Below are 17,297 nucleotides of genomic sequence, written 5' to 3' on the forward strand. Positions count from 1 at the left end.
TCAGCCGTCCAGGCGGATGCCGAGTTCCTGGATGAGCGGGCGCCAGGTGGCGTTCTCCGCCTTCACGAACTCGGCCATCTGGGCGGCGCTGTGGGGCACGGCCTCCACGCCCATCTCCTGCATGTGCCGGGACATCTCCGGGCTTTCCACCGCCGCCCGCATCATCGTGTTCAGCCGCGAGACGATGGCGGGCGAGGTGCCGGTCGCGACGCAGACGCCCTGCCAGCCATAGGCAACGGTATTTGGATAGCCGAGCTCGATCGCCGTGGGCACATCCGGCAGGCTGGCCGCACGCCGGTCGCCCGCCACTAGCAGCGCGCGGATGCGGGCACCCTTGATCGAAGGCAGGGCGCTGCTGGCATCCAGGACCGCACAATCCACCGAGCCGTCGAGCACGCCGTTCAGCGTGGCAGGCGTGCCACGGTAGGGAACATGCGTCGCATCCATTCCGGAGCGCCGCTTCACCACCTCCATCGTCAGCTGGTGCGGCGAGGCCACGGCGGGCGTGCCATAGGTGACCGCCTTCGCCTTCGCCGCCGCCAGCAGCGCCGCGAAATCCTTGAAGGGACTGTCCTGCCGCACGACGAGCAGCATCGGGAAGCGCCCGATGAAGCCCACGCTCGTCAGGTCCTTGTCCGGATCGAAGGGAAGCCTGGCGTAGAGCGCCGGGTTGTAGACCAGCACGCCATTATCGACATGCAGCAGGCTGTAGCCATCCGCCGGCGCACGGATCACCGTCTCGGTCGCGACGATGGCGCCGCCGCTCGGACGGTTCTCCACCACGATGGACTGTCCCAGCGCCGGCGTCATCTGGCGCGCCATCATGCGCGCGAAGACGTCGCTCGCGCCGCCCGGTGCATAGCCGACCACCCAGCGCAGCGGGCGGTCGGGCCAGCTGCCCTGCGCCTGCGCACGGGATGACAACGCCACGCCCCCGGCGCCGAGCGCCAGACGGGCCAAATCCCTTCGACCGAACATGCAGCAGCCTCCGCCTAGATACCGTGAGTGCCGCCGTGCTGCCTCGCTTCGTCCCTAGTCTTCGTTCCGCGCCAGTTCAGTCCGGCAGCACGGGTGGCTTGGCGAGCCCTTCGGCCCGCAGTCGATCGACAAGGGCGCCGAGGCGCCGCCGCCGATAGGAATCGATGTCCTGGCCGGCATGATCCAGGAAACCCTGCCCCGTGCGAAGCCCAATCCGGCCTTCGCGCATGTTCCGTTCCACGATCTCCGGCGCGCGGTAGCGTTCATGCCCCAGCGCGCCGGTGAGATAGCGGCTGGCGTGGTAGAGGATGTCGCCGCCGCCCCAGTCGATGAACTCCAGCATCCCCAGCACGCCGAAGCGGAAGCCGAAGCCGTATTTCACGGCCTTGTCGATATCCTCGGCGCTGGCGACGCCTTCCTCGACCATGCGGGCTGCCTCGTTCATCGCCAGTGCCTGGATGCGCGGCACGATGAAGCCGGGGCTGGCCGCGCAGGTCACGGGCACCTTGCCGACGGCTTCCAGCACGGCATTCAGCCGCGCCAGGACCTCCGGCGCCGTCCCGCGCCCGGGCGAGACCTCCACCAGGGGGATGATATAGGCCGGGTTGAGCCAATGCGCGTTCAGGAAGCGCTCAGGCCCCATCACAGCCGGGGAAAGGTCATCCACCAGGATGGTCGAGGTGGTGGAGGCCAGGATCGCATCCGGCGCCATCAGCGCGGAGGCACGGGCCAGGATGTCGCGCTTGAGGTCGAGGATCTCGGGGACGCCTTCGAAGACGACCCCGGCCTCTGGCAGCACGGCCGCCGCCTCCGCATCCGGCGCGACGCGAACGCGCGCCAGAAGGGTGTCTGCCAGGGCCGGATCGAACAGGCCCAGCTCGCCCAGGGTGCGCAGCGCATCGCCGATCTCGGCCAGCGCCTCGCGTCGCAACACATCGAAAGCTTCCGGCGCACGCGGCTTGGCGTCGAGCAGCACCACCTCATGCCCGGCATAGGCGAATTGCACGGCAATTCCGCGCCCCATTCGCCCTGCCCCGAGGCAGGCAACGGTCGCGCGGTCAGGCGAAGCCATGGCGCAGCACTCTGTCGATCCCGCCGCGATTCAGCGCGCCCAGGCCGGCATCCGCCAGGGTGCGCCCGGCATGGTCAGGTGTTTGGCCGCGGATGGCGGCACCGATGGCCGAAAAGGCGCGCGCGAGCGGCACATCCACCCCCGCCAGGCCGGCCGCCGAAATGATGAGGGATAGGCCGAGGCGCAGGTCCTCCATCATGTAGCGGTGCTCGGTGAGGATGATCCGCTCCCGCCAGTCCCCCGATTCGGTCAGGCGGTCATGCGAGGCGCGGCCATACATCCATTCCTCGCCTTCCTTGGCGTAGTGATGGGCGAGCGGGAAATGCGGCGCGCCATAGCCCAGCGCCTCGCGCACCGCCACGCGCTCGGCATCCAGCGCATCAGTGGTGCGGCGGATGGCAGGGACGGTGCCCTCGTTGTGGATGTCCCATTTCTCGAAGTGTTCGAGCGGACCGGCATTCATAATGATCAGCGGCGGATGGATGATGGCGCCCGCGTTCATCAGCGCGCCGGACAGGGCGTCGCCGCAAGGCTCGATCACGCCCGGGAAGGCGGCGCCGATCACATCCAGCGCCATCTCCGCACGGTCCAGCGGGAAAACACCGACGGGCAGGCGCTTCGCGCGAACGGTGATGGCGACCTGGAAGGGCCCGTGCTTGCGCGCCAGCCAAGGGAGCGTGCCGGTCTCGGCGAAGGCCACCTTCGGATTGCGGCCCGAATCATGCAGCACCCGGGCCATCAGCACCGTGCCGAGCGTGCCTGGCGGCAGGAATACCACCTGACCATCTGCGAGGCATGGCGCCAGCGCTCGCGCGATATCCTGCTGCGCCGTGGCGGGCGCGGGGCAGAGGATCAGATCGGCGCCATCCACCGCCTCCGCCATGTCGGTGGTGACAAGGGCGAGCCGCGCCTCCCGCATGCCCTGTGCGTCCTTCACGGCGATGGTGCCGCCCGCCGCCCGATGCGCCTCCACCGCCGCCGCGTCGCGGCGCCACAGCCGCACTTCATGCCCGGCAAGGGCCATGTCGCCGGCGGCGGCGAATGAGCCGTTGCCGCCGCCGAGCACGGTGATACGGAGCCTTCGGGCAGGTGGCGTCATGCTGTGGTTCCGATCAGGGGACGAAGCTCGAAATGCCGCACCTTGCCCAGTGCCGTGCGGGGCAAGGCATCGGTGAAGATGACGCGGCGCGGCACCTTGAAGCGGGCCAGCTGCGCCGAGACATGCGCGCGCACTGCCGCCTCCTCCAGCACCATGCCGGCGCGCAGCACGAGGAAGGCGACCGGCACTTCCTGCCATTTCGGGTCCGGTGCGCCGAGCACGGCGGCCTCGGCAATGGCGGGGTGCTCCAGCAGCACGCGCTCCACCTCGGCCGGATAGATGTTCTCGCCGCCCGAAATGATCATGTTCTTGCGGCGGTCATGCACGTGGAAATAGCCGTCCGCATCGCGCGTGCCGATGTCGCCGGTGCGATACCAGCCATTCTCCATGCAGGCGCGCGTTGCCGCCTCGTCCCGCCAATAGCCGCAGAACAGGTTGCGGCCGCGCAGCAGCACCTCGCCAGCGATGCCATGGGGGCAGTCACGCCCCGCGTCATCGGCGATCCGTGCCTCGCAAAGCAAGCCTGGCAGGCCGGTGGAGGTGCCGCGCGAGAGGTCGCCGCCCAGACGGGTGTAGATCGCGATCGGGCAGCTTTCCGTCGCGCCATAGACCTGCAGCAGCGGCACGCCCCGCGACATCACGGCATCGGTCACCGCCCGATGGACCGGCTCCGAACCCGTGCTGATGGCCCGCAGCGAGGAGAGGTCGGCCTCTGCCCAGCCCGGTGCCGCCAACAGGGCGCGGATAGTGGCGGGAACCAGCAGGGTGAGGCTCGGCCGGTCCTGCATGATCGCGGCCAGCACCGCATCGGGCTGGAAGCGGGAATGGATGGTGACGGTGGCGCCGGCCTGCAGCGCTGGCGTGGTCTGGATGTTGAGCCCGCCCACATGGAAGAAGGGCAGCACCGAGAGGATGTGGTCCTCCGCCCCCATGCGATGCATGTGGTGGCTCATCACCGCATTGTGGAACAGCGCCTCCTGCCGGAGCAACGCGCCCTTCGGCCGGCCTGTCGTGCCGGAGGTGTAGACGAGCAGCACGGGATCATCGAGCGTGCCCGGGCCTTCGGCATCGGACTCGCCTTCCGGGATTTCGAAGGGTGCGGTGGGGAGGCCGGGCGCGGCCTCGCGCAAGGCGTCCAGGAATTCCGCCTCGGCAAAGGCGACGCGCGGCTCCGCATGGCGCAGAATATAGCCCAGCTCGGCCGCAGCGAGCCGCCAGTTCAGCGGAAGCAGGATCACGCCCAGCCGCGCGCAGGCATAGAGAAGCGAGAGATAGGTCGGCCCATTGGCCGCCAGCACCGCGACGCGATCGCCCGCCTGGACGCCGTAACCTGTGCGCAGCAGATGTGCCGCCCGTCCGATCTCCTCCGCGAAACCGGCATAGGTGATGGACACACCCTCGAAGCGGATCGCCACCTTCGCCGGCCCGAAGGCGGCGTTGCGGTCGATGAAGCTGGCGAGGTTCGTCACCCGCTCAGTCGTCCTTCTCGCCTGGCTTGTAGAGTGTGTCGCGACCCAGACGATCCAGGCAGATCTCGGCGGTCCAGGGCAGCATCAGGGAGCCGCAGCGGCTGTCGCGGTAGATACGCTCCAAAGGCAGGCTCTTCAGCATCGCCTGGCCGCCGCAGGTGCGGATGGCCTTGGTGGCGATGGCATTGGCGTTCTCCATCACCGTGTGCTGCGCGGCATAGGCGCGCTGCACCTGTTCCCGCGTAGGATCGGCACGCGCCTCGCGCACAGCCTGGAACCAGAGCGCCTTGGTCTGCTCCAGCATCACCCGCATCTCCGCCACCGCGATCTGCTTGGTGGGGAACATGCGGCGCTTCACCGGCGGCATGCCCGGCAGCTCGCCGCGCAGATAGGAGACCGTGAAGTCATAGGCCGCCTGGGCGAGGCCCATATAGGTGGGCGTCAGCGTCATGAACATGTGCGGCCAACGGCCGGCGGCCTGGAAGTAGACGCCGCGCGGCATGAGCATGGCGTCCTCCGGGACGAACACGTCCTTCAGCAGCAGTGTGCGGGAAACGGTGCCGCGCATGCCCAGCGGATCCCAATCCCCCACCACCGAAACACCCGGCGCATTGGCCGGCACTGCGAGGTAAAGCGTGTTGCGGCGGCTGGCCGCCTCTTCCCCCGCGCGCTCCGTGCAGAGGATGCCGTAGTAATCCGCGGAGCCGGAGAGGCTGGCGAAGATCTTCTTCCCGTTGATGACATAGCCGCCTTCAACCGGACGCGCCTCGGTGCCGAAGGCGATCGCGCCGGCCGCCGCCGCGCCGCCTTCGGAGAAGGGCTGCGAGTAGATGGCGCCGTCCTGTACGATGCGCTGGTAATGCTTTGACCGGCGCGCGCGATGCGCGGCACGGTCGGCCTCGCTCATCTCCAGGTCTTCGGACAGCAGCCCGGACCAGAGGGTGGAGCAGACATGCATGTTCCAGGACAGCGCCGTGGCGCCGCAATAGCGGCCCAGTTCGGCGGCCGTCAGGCAATAGGTGGTGAAATCCGCCCCCTCGCCGCCATCCACCTCCGGCACGCAGATGCGGAGCAGGCCTTCCCCGTGCATGTCGCGGAAGTTCTCGATGGGAAAGCGCGCCTCCCGATCGTATTCCGCGGCACGAGGCGCCAGCACGGCCTTGCCGAAGCGCCGCGCGCGGGCGGTCAGCTCCGCCTGCTGTGGCGTGAGATTGAAGGCCTCCGGCGCGAAGATGGGTTCGTCCTGGATCATGTCGGCGGGCAGGGTGTCCATCACCGATCCTTCCCTGTGAGATGGCGGTCCAGGAATTCCAGGACGGCCGCATCGAATTCACCCGGAGCCTCGATCTGCGGCATGTGCCCGACACCGGACAGGCAGACATACTCCGCGCCGGGAATCTTGCCGGCCATGCGCTCCATCACCGGGGCGGGAGCATTGCTATCCGCCTCCCCGGCAAGGCAGAGCGTCGGGATCCGGATGGCGCCCAGGCTCGCGCGCTCGTCGAAGGTAACGAGGCAATGCACTGCCGCGCGGAAGGTGGTGGCTGGCGTGGCACCCAGCGCCTCAACGGCAAGCGCCCGCCAGGCCGGACCCACACCCCGCGGCCCGACGAGCTTCGCCAGCGTGTCCTCCGCGATATCCGCGAGCGACAAGCCCTCATCCAGCGGTTTCAGCCGCGCCGCCACGAACTTCTGCTGGAACTCGCCCGAGGGGTTCCCGAAGGCAGGGCTAGTGGCGCAGAGAATGGCGGCGGCATAGGCATCCGGCCGGCGCCGCAGCAGGGTTTGCGCCACCATGCCGCCCATGGAATGACCGAGCAGCACGGGCCGCTCCAGACCTTGTCTGGCAATCGCCGATTCCACATCGGCGGCCAGTCCCTCGAAATCCATCGCACCCACTGGGGGGCGGTTTCCATAGCCCGGAAAGTCCAGCGGCACGGGCCGGTAGCCCCGCGCGGAGAAGGACGCGCGCTGCGGCCGCCAGAGCCGGGAATCGGCGCCGATCCCATGCAGCATCACGATCGCCGTCGCATCCGCCATGCCAGCCGTCTCCTGCGCCGCGCCAATCATATGAAAAGGAATATTTCTGTCCAGCAGCAAATTATCCAAACATGTCCTGCAACGCGCCCTTCACGACCACCGGCACTCCATCCACCAGAATGTCCGTGCCCATGACGGGAATGTCGAAATGCCCAGGAGTATAACGTCCGGCGAACTCATTCGCCCCGGTGGAGAACAGGAAGTTGCCGGAGACGGCGCGCAGTTCCGTGCCGTTGGTGTCCCGCTTCCCATACATGGACAGCGCCTCGTAGCGGGCCGCCGGGTTCATGCCGAAGCCGACATGGGAAACAGCGTAGGCTTCCTTGTCGCCCCAGGCAGCGAAGGACTGGCGCATCATCTCGGCATCCGGACCGCTGCCCTCGATGGCGGTGACATAGTCATTTTCGATCGTCAGGCGGATCGGGGCGGCCAGGTAGCGCTGGAAGGTCAGGTTGATGTCGCCGGTGTCCAGCACCAGCGTGCCGTTCACCGTGCCGGCGGCGGGGAAGCTCACCACCAGCCCACCGGGCCAGTGCGCCAGCGTCCCGGGCCGGTCCGTCCAACCCCAGACGCCCACGGTAGCCGCGCCCGCCATCTCGATCTCCAATGCCGTGCCGGCCGCCGAGCGGACGCTCATGCGCTTCGATCCGCGCAACATCTTCGTCGCGGCCTTCACCCTGGCCGCCAGGGCATCGTCCGGACGCATCCGCTCCAGTGCCTCGGGATGTTCGTTGGAGATGGAGAGGATGCGCGCCCCGGCCTTCAGGATGGCCGCGGTCTCCCGCGCATGCATCAATCCCTGCACCGTCAGGTCCACCACTAGCCCGCTGGCGCCCAGCGCCCCCACCACTGGCTCCAGCCCGCCGATCGCCTCACTGGCGCCGGTCGAGCGCACGGGTACGGGATAGGGGTTGCGTCCAGTGGGCAGCACGAGATGGAATGGCCGGGCACCCAGCCGCAGCAGGGCCAGTTCCGCCAAATGAACGTTCAGCGCACGCGACTGCGTCTCGGAGAGGATGGCCACCGCCTCCCCCGGCTTCACGGCGCATTTCGCCAGGATCTCGGTGAAGGCTTCGATCCACTTGTGCTCGATGCGGTCCGCAAACATCCTTGCCGCCCCTGTCCGTCCGGTGTCATTCGGACGCGGATCGGGGGTCCCGGTCAAGATGCATGAAAAGGGATATAATCCGCCCGTGGCAGGATTTACCGAGACCTACCTGCCCTATCTGCTGGCCCGCGCGAGCCATGAGGTTTCCTCCAGCTTCCATGCCGCGCTCAAGAATTGGGACCTATCCGTGCCGGAATGGCGCGTCCTTGCCTGCCTGACGGATGCGGACGGGCTGGGGGTGGGGCAGCTGGCCGGAATGGCCCTGATGAAGCAGCCCAGCATGACCAAGGTGCTCGACCGTATGGAGGCGGAGGGGTTGGTCCGCCGGAAGGCCACTGCCGAGGATCGGCGCCGCGTGCTGATCCACATCACCCCCAAGGGCCGCGCGCGGGTGAAGCCGGTGCTCGCCGCCGCCCAGGCCCATCAGCGCGCGCGGCTGGCACCTTTCGACGAGGCCGAGCGCGCCGTGATCCTGCGCGCCCTGCACCTGCTGATCGGGGAGGAAGGCTGAGCATGGGATGTTGGACCGCCATCGCAGGAGGAGAACAGTACCGCTTCGAAGGCCTCGCCCAACTCCTCGCCGCCGCCTCGCCCCGCCGCTCCGGCGATGACCTGGCCGGGATCGCCGCCACCAGCGACGCGCAGCGCGTAGCCGCCCGCTTCGCCCTGGCCGACCTGCCGCTCCGCGCGTTTCTGTCGGAAGCCGTGGTCCCCTATGAGGCGGATGAAGTCACGCGCCTCATCCTCGACACGCATGACGCAGCTGCCTTTGCACGCATCGCGCATCTGACGGTGGGCGACTTCCGTGACTGGCTGCTCTCGCATGAAGCGGATGCCGTGGCCCTGGCCGCCATCTCGCCCGGGCTGACACCGGAGATGGTGGCGGCCACCTCGAAGCTCATGCGGAACCAGGACCTGATCGCGGTCGAGCGCAAGCGGCGCGTCGTCACCGCCTTCCGAAGCACACTCGGGCTGGAAGGCCGATTGGCGACACGGCTGCAGCCCAACCACCCGACGGACGACCTGCGCGGCATCGCCGCCTACACGCTGGATGGGCTGCTGAACGGCTCGGGCGATGCCGTGATCGGCGTGAATCCGGCCACGGACAGCGTGCCCAATGGCATCGCCCTGCTGGAGATGCTGGATGGTCTGCGCAGGCAATACGACATCCCCACCCAGACCTGCGTGCTGACGCATGTGACGAACGCCATGGAGATCATGCAGCGCGGCGCCCCCGTCGATCTTGTCTTCCAATCGGTGGCGGGCACGGAAGGTGCCAATCGCGGCTTCGGCGTCGACCTCGCCATCCTTCGGGAAGCGCGGGATGCGGCGCTGTCCCTGAAGCGCGCCGGTCCATCCGGCGAGGTGATGTATTTCGAAACCGGCCAGGGCAGTGCCCTGTCCGCCGAGGCCCATCACGGGGTGGACCAGCAGACGCTGGAGGCACGCGCCTATGCCGTCTGCCGTGCGTTCCGCCCACTGCTGGTGAATACGGTGGTGGGCTTCATCGGCTCCGAATATCTCTATGACGGCAAGCAGATCATCCGCGCCGGGCTCGAAGACCATTTCTGCGGCAAGCTGCTCGGCCTGCCGATGGGGGTGGATGTCTGCTACACCAACCATGCCGAGGCTGATGGCGACGACATGGACGGGCTGATGACCCTCCTCGCCGCCGCGGGCGTGCATTTTCTCATCTGCGTGCCTGGCGCCGACGACATCATGCTTAACTATCAGAGCCTCTCCTTCCACGACGTCCTGGCGCTGCGGACGATGCTCGGCCTGCGCCCCGCGCCGGAATTCGAGGATTGGCTAATCCGCATGGGCATCGCCCGCCCCGGTGGCCCTATCCGCCCGCCGGAATTGGCCGCATCCCGCCTGATGCAGCTGGCGCATGAGGCGGGCGCCCGTGGCTGACACGCCCGCCCAGGACCCCTGGGCCCAGCTGCGCGCCACAACACGCGCGCGGATCGGCCTCGGCCAGGCGGGCGATGCCCTGCCGCTGCGCGAAGTACTGGGCTTCCAGATGGCCCATGCCCTGGCGCGCGACGCCGTGCACGCGCCGTTGGACGCGGCGGGTCCGGAGGCGGCACTGCGCCCGCATCCGGTGCTGCACGCCCGAAGCGCGGCACCGGATCGCAGCACCTATCTCCGCCGCCCTGACCTCGGCCGGCGCCTGCATCCGAAAAGCCTAAGCACGCTGCCGAATGGCCCCTTCGACATCGCCTTCGTCCTGGCTGACGGCCTGTCCGCCAACGCCGTGGAGCGTCACGCCGCCCCCGTCTTTCGCGCCTGCCTGGCCCGGCTGCCCGGCTGGCGCATCGCCCCCGCCGTCATCGCGACCCAGGCCCGGGTCGCGCTGGGCGACGAGATCGGCGAGCGGCTCGGCGCCCGGCTGGCCGTCATGCTGATCGGGGAACGCCCGGGCCTCAGCGTGCCGGACAGCCTCGGCATCTATCTCACCCATGCGCCGCGCGTCGGCCGGCGGGATTCGGAGCGCAACTGCATCTCCAACATCCACACGGCCGGCGGGCTCGATCCGGAGCTTGCGGCGGCGAAGCTCGTCTGGCTCATGCGGGAGGCACTGGCGCGCAAGCTGACGGGCACAGGCCTGAAGGACGACGCCGATCCCGCCGCCCTCGCCAGCACTGCCGGCCTTCCGCCGCCGACGTAAAAGAAAAGGCCGGGGAACCCGCCCCGGCCTTGCCTCACATCCCGCCGATGTAGTTCGGCCCGCCGCCGCCTTCCGGCGTACGCCAGTCGATGTTCTGCGTCGGGTCCTTGATGTCGCAGGTCTTGCAGTGCACGCAGTTCTGCGCGTTGATCACCAGCCGCACGGCGGCATCGCCAGCCTCGACCTCCGCTCCCGCTCCCGTCGCTTCCGCATCCGGCGTGCCGCGCAGCTCGCGCTCGGCTTCCGGCCCCACGGCCTCATAGACGGCGGCGGGGCAATAGCGGCTTTCGGGGCTGCGGAACTGGTCCCAGTTCACGCCCTTCCAGCGCGTCGGCTCCTTCAGCACGAGATGCGTCGGCTGGTTCTCCTCATGATTGGTGTTCGATAGGAACACCGAGGAGAGGCGGTCGAAGGTGAGCTTCCCGTCCGGCTTCGGATAGGTAATGCGCTTGGCCTGGGATGCGGGCTTGAGCGTCTCGTGGTCCGCATGGTGAACCCAGGTCCAGGGCGCCTTGCCGCGGAACACATAGGTGTCGAGAGCCGCTGCCGCCATGCCGCCCCAGAAGCCGTATTTCGCGAAGCCCGGGCGGATGTTGCGCACGCTGTGCAGCTCCTCCCACACCCAGGACTTGCGCAGGGCCTCGGGATAGCTCTCCAGCACCTCCGGACGGGTTTCCTTCGCCAGGGCTGCGGCGACTGCCTCGGCCGCCACCATGCCGCTCTTCATCGCGGTATGGGTGCCCTTGATCTTCGGCACGTTCAGGAAGCCCGCCGTGTCGCCAACCAGCATGCCGCCCGGGAAGACGAGGCGTGGGATGGACTGCGCGCCGCCCTCGTTCAGCGCACGCGCGCCATAGGCGATGCGCTTGCCGCCCTCCAGCATCTTGCTTACGGCCGGATGGGTCTTGAAGCGCTGGAACTCGTCGAAGGGCGAAAGCCAGGGGTTCTTGTAGTCCAGCCCCACCACGAAGCCGATGGAGACCAGGTTCTCCCCGAGCATATAGAGCCAGGAGCCACCATAGGTGTCGGAGGTCAGCGGCCAGCCCGTGGAATGCCACACCAGCCCCGGCGTGTGCTTCTCCTTCGGGATCTCCCACAGCTCCTTCATGCCGAGGCCGAAGGTCTGCGGCTGGCAATCCTTCCGAAGGTCGTAGATGTCGAAGAGCCGCTTGGTCAGCGACCCGCGGCAGCCCTCGGCAAAGATCGTGTAGGTGGCGCGGAGCTCCATGCCGGGCTGGTAGTCCGGCCCTTCCTCGCCCTCCTTGGTGATCCCCATCACGCCGGCGACGACACCCTTCACCACGCCATCCTCGATCACGAGGTCTGAGGCGGCGAAGCCCGGATAGATTTCGATTCCCAGCGCCTCGGCCTTTGCACCCAGCCAGCGGGCGACATTCCCCAGCGACACGATGTAATTGCCGTGGTTGTTCATGCTGGGCGGCGTCGGCAGCTTGAAGGCCCGCTTCGCCGTCAGCAGCATGAAGCGGTCGTCACCGGCCGGGGTCGACAGCGCCGGCGGGTCGTCGCGCCAGTCGGGAAACAACTCGTCCAGCGCGCGGGGCTCGAGCACCGCGCCTGAGAGCGTATGGGCCCCGATCTCGGAACCCTTCTCGACGAGGCAGACGGTCAGATCGGGTGAAACCTGCTTCAGCCGGATGGCCGCCGCCAGCCCAGCGGGGCCGCCACCCACCACCAGCACGTCGAATTCCATGCTCTCGCGTTCGGACACGGGCGCTCCTCCTGATCCGGCCAGGGATGTAGCCCCGCCTTTCCCATCGCGTAACCCGTCATCCACATTTCGGCCCATGGCGCCCCCCATCGTCCCCCCATTGCGCAGTGCCCGGCCGGGGCGCGATACCCTTTCCATGGACCTCCCCATGGAGCTCAGCGAGGCCGAGACGGCGGCCCTGCTCGCCGCGCTGGAGCTGCAGATCGCCTGGGGCGCCGATGAGGCGCTCGAGGAGGCGCCGCAGGACCGCACCCTTCCCCGGGCGCCCGCGGCCGCCGCTCCGGCCCCGGCCGCGATACCGCGCCCCGTGGCGCCGCGCCCGGCCACGCCCGCCAGCCCGGCTGCCGCCTTTGCCCCCGCCGCGGCGCGCGCCGGGGAACTGGCGGCCGGCGCCGACAGCCTCGACGCCCTGCGCGCCGCCCTCGCCGCCCTGGACCACCCGCTGCGCGAAACGGCGGGCAACCTCGTCCTTTCCGATGGCGTCCCCGACTCCGGCTTGGTCCTGATCGGCGAGGCTCCCGGCGCCGATGAGGATCGCCAGGGCAAGCCCTTCGTCGGCGTCTCTGGCAAGCTGCTGGACAGGATGCTCGCCAGCATCGGCGTGGAACGGGCGCGCAACGCCTATCTCACCAATATTCTGCCATGGCGCCCGCCGGGGAACCGCACCCCCACGGATGCGGAGATGAGCCTCTTCACCCCCTTCGTGCTGCGCCACCTGGCCCTGGTACGACCCCGCCATATCGTCCTGCTCGGCGGTACCGCGGCCAAGGCATTGCTCCGCCGAAGCGAGGGCATCACCCGCCTGCGGGGTCGCTGGCATTCATTGGAAGTCCCTGGGCTGGGGCCGGTCCCAACACTGGCCACGCTCCATCCGGCCTATCTGCTCCGCCAGCCCGTCGGGAAGCGCGATGCCTGGACCGACCTCCGCCTGCTTCGGCGGGCGCTGGACACACCGCCGGAGAGCTGAACGAAACGTGAAGAGGCAACTTAGCTCCCCAAATTAGCCAATTCACGCCCGAAATAAGCGCGGACTATATTCCAGGCGCTTGCCCTGGTGGGGGCACCCCCTTACACGGTGCCCCCCCATGCGAGCTTCCCCCCCCCTGGGGCTCGATCGCCGTCCCCCCCGGCGAGCGTGCGCGGTGCGGGTGGTCCTGGTGTTGGCGCTGGTCCTTTGCGGATCCGTCGTGCAGGCCGCCCCGCAACATCGCGTGCAGGAGAGCACTTCACGGCGCGAGCAGGTCCAGCCGCGCCAGGCCAGCCACGCGCCACGCCCTGCCGCGACGCGGGCACAAGCCGTGCGCGAGCCCCCTCGCCCAGCCACGCGGCGCACCGCGCCCCAGGCCCGGCGGTCAACGGCCAAGACTCCCGCCAAGGCCTCGCGCGGCATCCGGCGCGAGGCGCCTCGCGTGCAGCCAGGTAAGGCCGCCCGCCAGACCGCCCGCTCCGCTCCCGCCCGTCCCGCATCCGCCGGCCGCGCGCCCAGCCGTGTCGCCGAGCGCCGGGATCGCCGGAAGCCCGCAGCCCGGATAGCCCGGCTTCCCGAGCATCCGCCGGAACCCGTTTCCCTCGCCGGTGCCCCATCCAGCCGCCTGCTGGAGATGCACACGCCGCAGGAGATCGCCCTTTCCTTCGCCCGTACGCCGCTGGCCGGCTTCGCCCGACCCCAGGCGGCGGCCCTGCCCCAGCCCCTGGCTCCATCCGATGCCGCCCGGCTGCGCCGGATCTTTGAGCTGCAGGGGCGCGGCGACATGGCCCAGGCCATGCGAGAATCCGAGCGCCTCGACGACCGCCGCCTGATGGGCCACGTCCTGGCCGACCGCTGGCGCGTGGGCGGCGTGGAGCCGACCGTGGCCGAGCTGAATGCCTGGCTCTCCGACAACGCGGACCATCCGGACGCACCCCAGCTTCATGCCCTGCTGGTCACCCGCCTGCCACGCGGCGTCGCCCCGCCGCCCCTGCCGGGCACCCAGGCCGCCGAGGAACCCCCGCCCCCGGGCCAGGAAGTTCCGCCGGAGGAGCGCGAGCCCGCCGCCGCCGCCCGCCCCCTGGCCCGAAACCCCGCCCTGGACCGCACGGTGCGGGAGATGGCGGGCCGCGGCGATATCCAGGACGCGCTGCGCCACATCGCCAATACGCGCGGCATGACTCCCGCCTATGCGGCGGCCCTCCAGACGGATGTGGCACTTACCCTCTTCACCTCGGGACGGGACGGGGAGGCCTTCCGCGTCGCCTCCCTCGCCGCCCGGGCTCCCGGGGCACCGGCCCAGGCGAGCTTCCTCGCCGGCCTCTCCGCCTGGGGCCTGACCCGCTACGAGGCGGCGCTGCCCTTCTTCGAGGCGGCCGCCCGCAGCGATTCGGCGCCAGCCGTGCTGCGCGCCGCCGCCGCCTTCTGGACCGCGCGCGCCGCAGTCCGCGCCCGGCGCCCGCAGGCCTATGTGCCCTGGATGCTCCAGGCGGCACAGGAGCCGCGCACCTTCTACGGGCTCGTCGCCCGCCGCGCCCTCGGTCTCCCCCCGGGCTTCGCCTGGGAAAGCGAGGTGGCCGGCGAGGCCGAAGCTGCCGCCCTGGCCGAGACCGCCGCGGGCTGGCGTGCCCTCGCCCTGATCCAGATCGGCCAGAAGGCACGGGCCGAGGCGGAGTTGCGCCGTCTCTGGTCCGTGGCCCAGGGCAACCCGTCCCTCGCGCGCGCCATGCTCGCTGCCGCCACCGAGGCGGACATGACCGAGCTGGCGACGATGCTCGCCTCCCAGGCGCAGGCCGCCGATGGGCGCCCGCGCGACTACGCCCGCTTTCCCGTGCCGCGGCTGGAGCCGCAGGGCGGCTGGCGGGCGGACCCCGCCCTGATCTATGGGCTGGCCCGCCAGGAATCGAACTTCGACCCCGGCGCCGTCTCCCCCGCCGGGGCCCGCGGCCTGATGCAGGTGATGCCCGCCACCGCCGCCTACATCACGGGCGATTCGAGCCTGCGCGAGGCCGGCCAGCGCCGCCTGCACGACCCGGGCTACAGCCTGGAGCTTGGCCAGCGCTACCTGCTCCACCTCGCGGGGCAGGAGAACATACAGGGCGACCTGATCCGCCTGCTCGCCGCCTATAATGCCGGCCCCGGAAACCTGGCGCGCTGGATGCCCACCAACCGGCATCGGGATGACCCCTTCCTCTTCATCGAGAGCATCCCGATCGGGGAGACACGCGCCTATGTGCAGCGCGTTCTGGCCTATTCCTGGATCTATGCCAGCCGCCTCGGCCTGCCCTCCCCCAGCCTGGACGCCCTGGCCGCCGGCAGCTCGCCGCGCTTCCTGGGCGTGGACGAACTGGCGCGTCTGGTCGCGCGCAACCGGGGGGCTCGGTAGGGCGTAGCGCCGGTGGCCCTGGGAGGCCCCGTCTCCCGATCCCCCTGCATCGAAGGCACTTCCTCCGCCACGGAGCGCAAAAGGGCAGCCGAGCAGAACCCATGCCTGCTCCTGCTGACTGCCGAGCCGCCTCCCTCTGGCTACGCCTGCCGTTTCCCTCTGCGTACGGAAGCGGGACGGGGCTGTGCCGGGAAACGAACCCCGCGTGTCGCAGCAATCAGTCTCCGCCCAAATAAATTTGCTCTAATTGCCACCCATTGGAGCCGCGCCTGAAGGAGAAGGGCCCGACACGTGCAGTGTCTGCAGAAACCGCCACTCCTCGTGCTGTCCCCACAAGGAATTCAGTTCGTTCCACAAGCAGCCGGTTGGAAATACGCTCGCGCGCAGAGGTGCCAGAATCTGCCGTGAGCACCCGGTCGAAAATGATCTGAAGCTCCCGCCGCTCAACGTGACGAACAGGGTCGCTATCAAGATCCCCGCGCACTTTCAGCGGAAATCGGGTCATCCGCTCCAATGTCGTTGCATCTGCAGACAAGAGCGCTCTGCGGAAGTCCATCCAAAATTCAGAAAAATCCGATTGATAGTTACTGGTCAATGAGGCGCTGCTCATCGGCGTCGCATTGGCAGCGACGGGCGCGGCAGGTGTCCAGAACGCCCAAATGCCGGCGATCAACGCCAGGGCTCCGCGTCCAGGCCGGGTCACTGTGGCCACCGATAGGCACGCACCTCATAGCCTGACAGGGAAAAGTTGGAGAGCTTAACCATGTCTCCCTGATTCCCTCCCAGCAATCGGACCCGGGTTGCCGTTTTTTCGACTAAAAACCCTACATGAAAACCGGTACTCGAGCCTGTGGCTGCATCGCTCGTCGCGTTTTTGCGCTTAATGACCGTGATAGCACCGAATTTGGCCGTACAGGCCATGCCCCATCTTGACCAGCTATTAGCCAATGCACTGTTTGTTCCGGCGAAGCCGGCCTCTCGCATTACCCAGTTTATGAATGAGGCGCACCATGGAACCTCATCAGTCTGGGCGGCTAAACTGGTAGCTGCGTGGTAGGCAATGATCCGCTGATTATGGGCGACGCCGGGAAGTTCAGCTGTCCCAAGTTCTGCTTCGGCGATAGACATCCAGGCACTGCTCCCGGCCTCCGCGTCTCCGGCCTTGCCTGCCAAATCCCCGTTGGCGACGATCAGCCGGCAGTTATTTTCTTCACCAAGGTGGCTTTTTGCCTGGTTGTAGCGAGCAAGTGCAGCGCGCGTTTTTGGCCCCATGATGCCGTCGGTACTTAAGCCCGGAGAGGGTCTGAGGCACGAGTTAAGCATTTGCTGGAGTTTCCTGACGTTCTCGACCTGCGTCATGACAACTGTCCTGCGTCCCGCTCCCGCTAGACAGCTTGATCCAGGGGCCTGGTGAAACGGAAGCAACCTTGCTTCACGTTATGCAGAGCAGCAGGGACGGCTCGACAAGCGTCCGGCACAGGCGGTTTCGTCGGCACCATTAATGGCACCGGCGCAGGCCCCGTCCTGGATATCTGCCGCACAAGCCCGGTTTTACTCGATATCGCGACTCTTGATGCCTTCCTTGGTCACACGAGGCGCACTCCCCGGGCCCCGCAATTTGGTTTCCAAAGTTTTCCGTCCAGGCGTCTATTCTTACTGTGTCATTTCCAAGCGGGGCCTCTGGATTGCTGCAGGCAACAGGGGCAGCGTGGGAGGGATTGGACGAGGCTGACGATGAGGCGGCATCGGACGGTGCTGATCGAATATGGGACGTGACG

Annotated in this window: 15 protein-coding genes; 5 read left to right on the forward strand and 10 right to left on the reverse strand. The window is 68.5% G+C overall.

The annotated features are described in order from the left end of the window. The 7 genes from GSE44_RS22060 to GSE44_RS22090 form a co-directional block, all read right to left on the reverse strand. On the reverse strand, window positions 1-978 hold the full coding sequence (locus GSE44_RS22060) for a Bug family tripartite tricarboxylate transporter substrate binding protein (protein WP_235925058.1): 978 nt from the start codon (window positions 976-978) through the stop codon (window positions 1-3). 76 nt (window positions 979-1,054) lie between these two features. Beyond that, a complete protein-coding gene (locus tag GSE44_RS22065; RefSeq protein ID WP_159351001.1) occupies window positions 1,055-2,050 on the reverse strand; it encodes a 3-hydroxybutyryl-CoA dehydrogenase in 996 nt (331 codons plus the stop codon). Continuing rightward, window positions 2,037-3,149: an NAD/NADP-dependent octopine/nopaline dehydrogenase family protein gene (locus GSE44_RS22070; protein WP_159351002.1), complete on the reverse strand. Its 1,113-nt coding sequence runs from the start codon at window positions 3,147-3,149 to the stop codon at window positions 2,037-2,039. Before GSE44_RS22070 ends, GSE44_RS22065 begins: the two co-directional genes overlap by 14 nt. Continuing rightward, window positions 3,146-4,618: a class I adenylate-forming enzyme family protein gene (locus GSE44_RS22075; RefSeq protein ID WP_159351003.1), complete on the reverse strand. Its 1,473-nt coding sequence runs from the start codon at window positions 4,616-4,618 to the stop codon at window positions 3,146-3,148. The genes GSE44_RS22070 and GSE44_RS22075 overlap by 4 nt, the downstream gene beginning before the upstream one ends. 4 nt (window positions 4,619-4,622) lie before the next feature. Next, window positions 4,623-5,891 carry an acyl-CoA dehydrogenase family protein gene (locus GSE44_RS22080; RefSeq protein WP_159351004.1) on the reverse strand — a complete coding sequence of 423 codons (1,269 nt, stop codon included), beginning with the start codon at window positions 5,889-5,891 and terminating at the stop codon, window positions 4,623-4,625. Next, the gene (locus GSE44_RS22085; protein ID WP_159351005.1) at window positions 5,891-6,658 is read right to left on the reverse strand and encodes an alpha/beta fold hydrolase; all 768 of its coding nucleotides are present in this window, start codon (window positions 6,656-6,658) and stop codon (window positions 5,891-5,893) included. Before GSE44_RS22085 ends, GSE44_RS22080 begins: the two co-directional genes overlap by 1 nt. A gap of 61 nt (window positions 6,659-6,719) precedes the next feature. Next, complete coding sequence (locus GSE44_RS22090; protein WP_159351006.1) at window positions 6,720-7,766, reverse strand: M29 family metallopeptidase; 1,047 nt, start codon at window positions 7,764-7,766, stop codon at window positions 6,720-6,722. Window positions 7,767-7,851: 85 nt separating this feature from the next. Between GSE44_RS22090 and GSE44_RS22095 the strand changes: the two genes are divergently transcribed. The 3 genes from GSE44_RS22095 to eutC are packed head-to-tail and all read left to right on the forward strand — an operon-like array spanning window position 7,852 to window position 10,437. Continuing rightward, window positions 7,852-8,277 carry a MarR family winged helix-turn-helix transcriptional regulator gene (locus tag GSE44_RS22095; RefSeq protein WP_159351007.1) on the forward strand — a complete coding sequence of 142 codons (426 nt, stop codon included), beginning with the start codon at window positions 7,852-7,854 and terminating at the stop codon, window positions 8,275-8,277. Window positions 8,278-8,279: 2 nt separating this feature from the next. Beyond that, window positions 8,280-9,680: an ethanolamine ammonia-lyase subunit EutB gene (locus tag GSE44_RS22100; RefSeq protein ID WP_159351008.1), complete on the forward strand. Its 1,401-nt coding sequence runs from the start codon at window positions 8,280-8,282 to the stop codon at window positions 9,678-9,680. Then, entirely contained in the window at window positions 9,658-10,437 is a 780-nt protein-coding gene (gene eutC / locus GSE44_RS22105) for an ethanolamine ammonia-lyase subunit EutC (protein WP_159351009.1), read from the forward strand. Before GSE44_RS22100 ends, eutC begins: the two co-directional genes overlap by 23 nt. A 34-nt stretch (window positions 10,438-10,471) precedes the next feature. On the opposite strand, the gene GSE44_RS22110 is transcribed toward eutC, so the two are convergent. Then, on the reverse strand, window positions 10,472-12,148 hold the full coding sequence (locus GSE44_RS22110; protein WP_201306186.1) for an electron transfer flavoprotein-ubiquinone oxidoreductase: 1,677 nt from the start codon (window positions 12,146-12,148) through the stop codon (window positions 10,472-10,474). 166 nt (window positions 12,149-12,314) lie between these two features. Here GSE44_RS22110 and GSE44_RS22115 point away from each other — a divergent pair, with 166 nt between their 5' ends. Together GSE44_RS22115 and GSE44_RS22120 are read left to right on the forward strand one after the other, a co-directional pair. Then, window positions 12,315-13,133 (forward strand): uracil-DNA glycosylase, encoded by an 819-nt coding sequence (locus GSE44_RS22115; protein WP_235925060.1) that lies wholly within the window; start codon window positions 12,315-12,317, stop codon window positions 13,131-13,133. 220 nt (window positions 13,134-13,353) lie between these two features. After that, complete coding sequence (locus GSE44_RS22120) at window positions 13,354-15,519, forward strand: lytic transglycosylase domain-containing protein (protein WP_235925061.1); 2,166 nt, start codon at window positions 13,354-13,356, stop codon at window positions 15,517-15,519. 217 nt (window positions 15,520-15,736) lie between these two features. On the opposite strand, the gene GSE44_RS22125 is transcribed toward GSE44_RS22120, so the two are convergent. Both GSE44_RS22125 and GSE44_RS22130 read right to left on the reverse strand, forming a co-directional pair. Next, entirely contained in the window at window positions 15,737-16,192 is a 456-nt protein-coding gene (locus tag GSE44_RS22125; protein WP_159351012.1) for a hypothetical protein, read from the reverse strand. A 26-nt stretch (window positions 16,193-16,218) separates the two neighbouring features. After that, window positions 16,219-16,878, reverse strand: coding sequence for a TIGR02594 family protein (locus GSE44_RS22130; protein WP_159351013.1), 660 nt, complete (start codon window positions 16,876-16,878; stop codon window positions 16,219-16,221). Window positions 16,879-17,297: the final 419 nt, after the last annotated feature.

Origin of the sequence: Muricoccus harenae, assembly GCF_009848505.1 — a bacterium.
GTDB lineage: Bacteria > Pseudomonadota > Alphaproteobacteria > Acetobacterales > Acetobacteraceae > Roseomonas > Roseomonas harenae.

Excerpts from the sequence above, each read along its gene's own strand:
- GSE44_RS22090 (WP_159351006.1), bottom strand. The coding sequence starts at position 7,766 with ATGTTTGCGGACCGCATCGAGCACAAGTGGATCGAAGCCTTCACCGAG.
- GSE44_RS22100 (WP_159351008.1), top strand. The coding sequence starts at position 8,280 with ATGGGATGTTGGACCGCCATCGCAGGAGGAGAACAGTACCGCTTCGAA.
- GSE44_RS22110 (WP_201306186.1), bottom strand. The coding sequence starts at position 12,148 with ATGGAATTCGACGTGCTGGTGGTGGGTGGCGGCCCCGCTGGGCTGGCG.
- GSE44_RS22085 (WP_159351005.1), bottom strand. The coding sequence starts at position 6,658 with ATGGCGGATGCGACGGCGATCGTGATGCTGCATGGGATCGGCGCCGAT.
- GSE44_RS22065 (WP_159351001.1), bottom strand. The coding sequence starts at position 2,050 with ATGGCTTCGCCTGACCGCGCGACCGTTGCCTGCCTCGGGGCAGGGCGA.
- GSE44_RS22060 (WP_235925058.1), bottom strand. The coding sequence starts at position 978 with ATGTTCGGTCGAAGGGATTTGGCCCGTCTGGCGCTCGGCGCCGGGGGC.
- GSE44_RS22130 (WP_159351013.1), bottom strand. The coding sequence starts at position 16,878 with ATGACGCAGGTCGAGAACGTCAGGAAACTCCAGCAAATGCTTAACTCG.
- GSE44_RS22070 (WP_159351002.1), bottom strand. The coding sequence starts at position 3,149 with ATGACGCCACCTGCCCGAAGGCTCCGTATCACCGTGCTCGGCGGCGGC.
- eutC (WP_159351009.1), top strand. The coding sequence starts at position 9,658 with ATGAGGCGGGCGCCCGTGGCTGACACGCCCGCCCAGGACCCCTGGGCC.
- GSE44_RS22115 (WP_235925060.1), top strand. The coding sequence starts at position 12,315 with ATGGAGCTCAGCGAGGCCGAGACGGCGGCCCTGCTCGCCGCGCTGGAG.
- GSE44_RS22080 (WP_159351004.1), bottom strand. The coding sequence starts at position 5,891 with ATGGACACCCTGCCCGCCGACATGATCCAGGACGAACCCATCTTCGCG.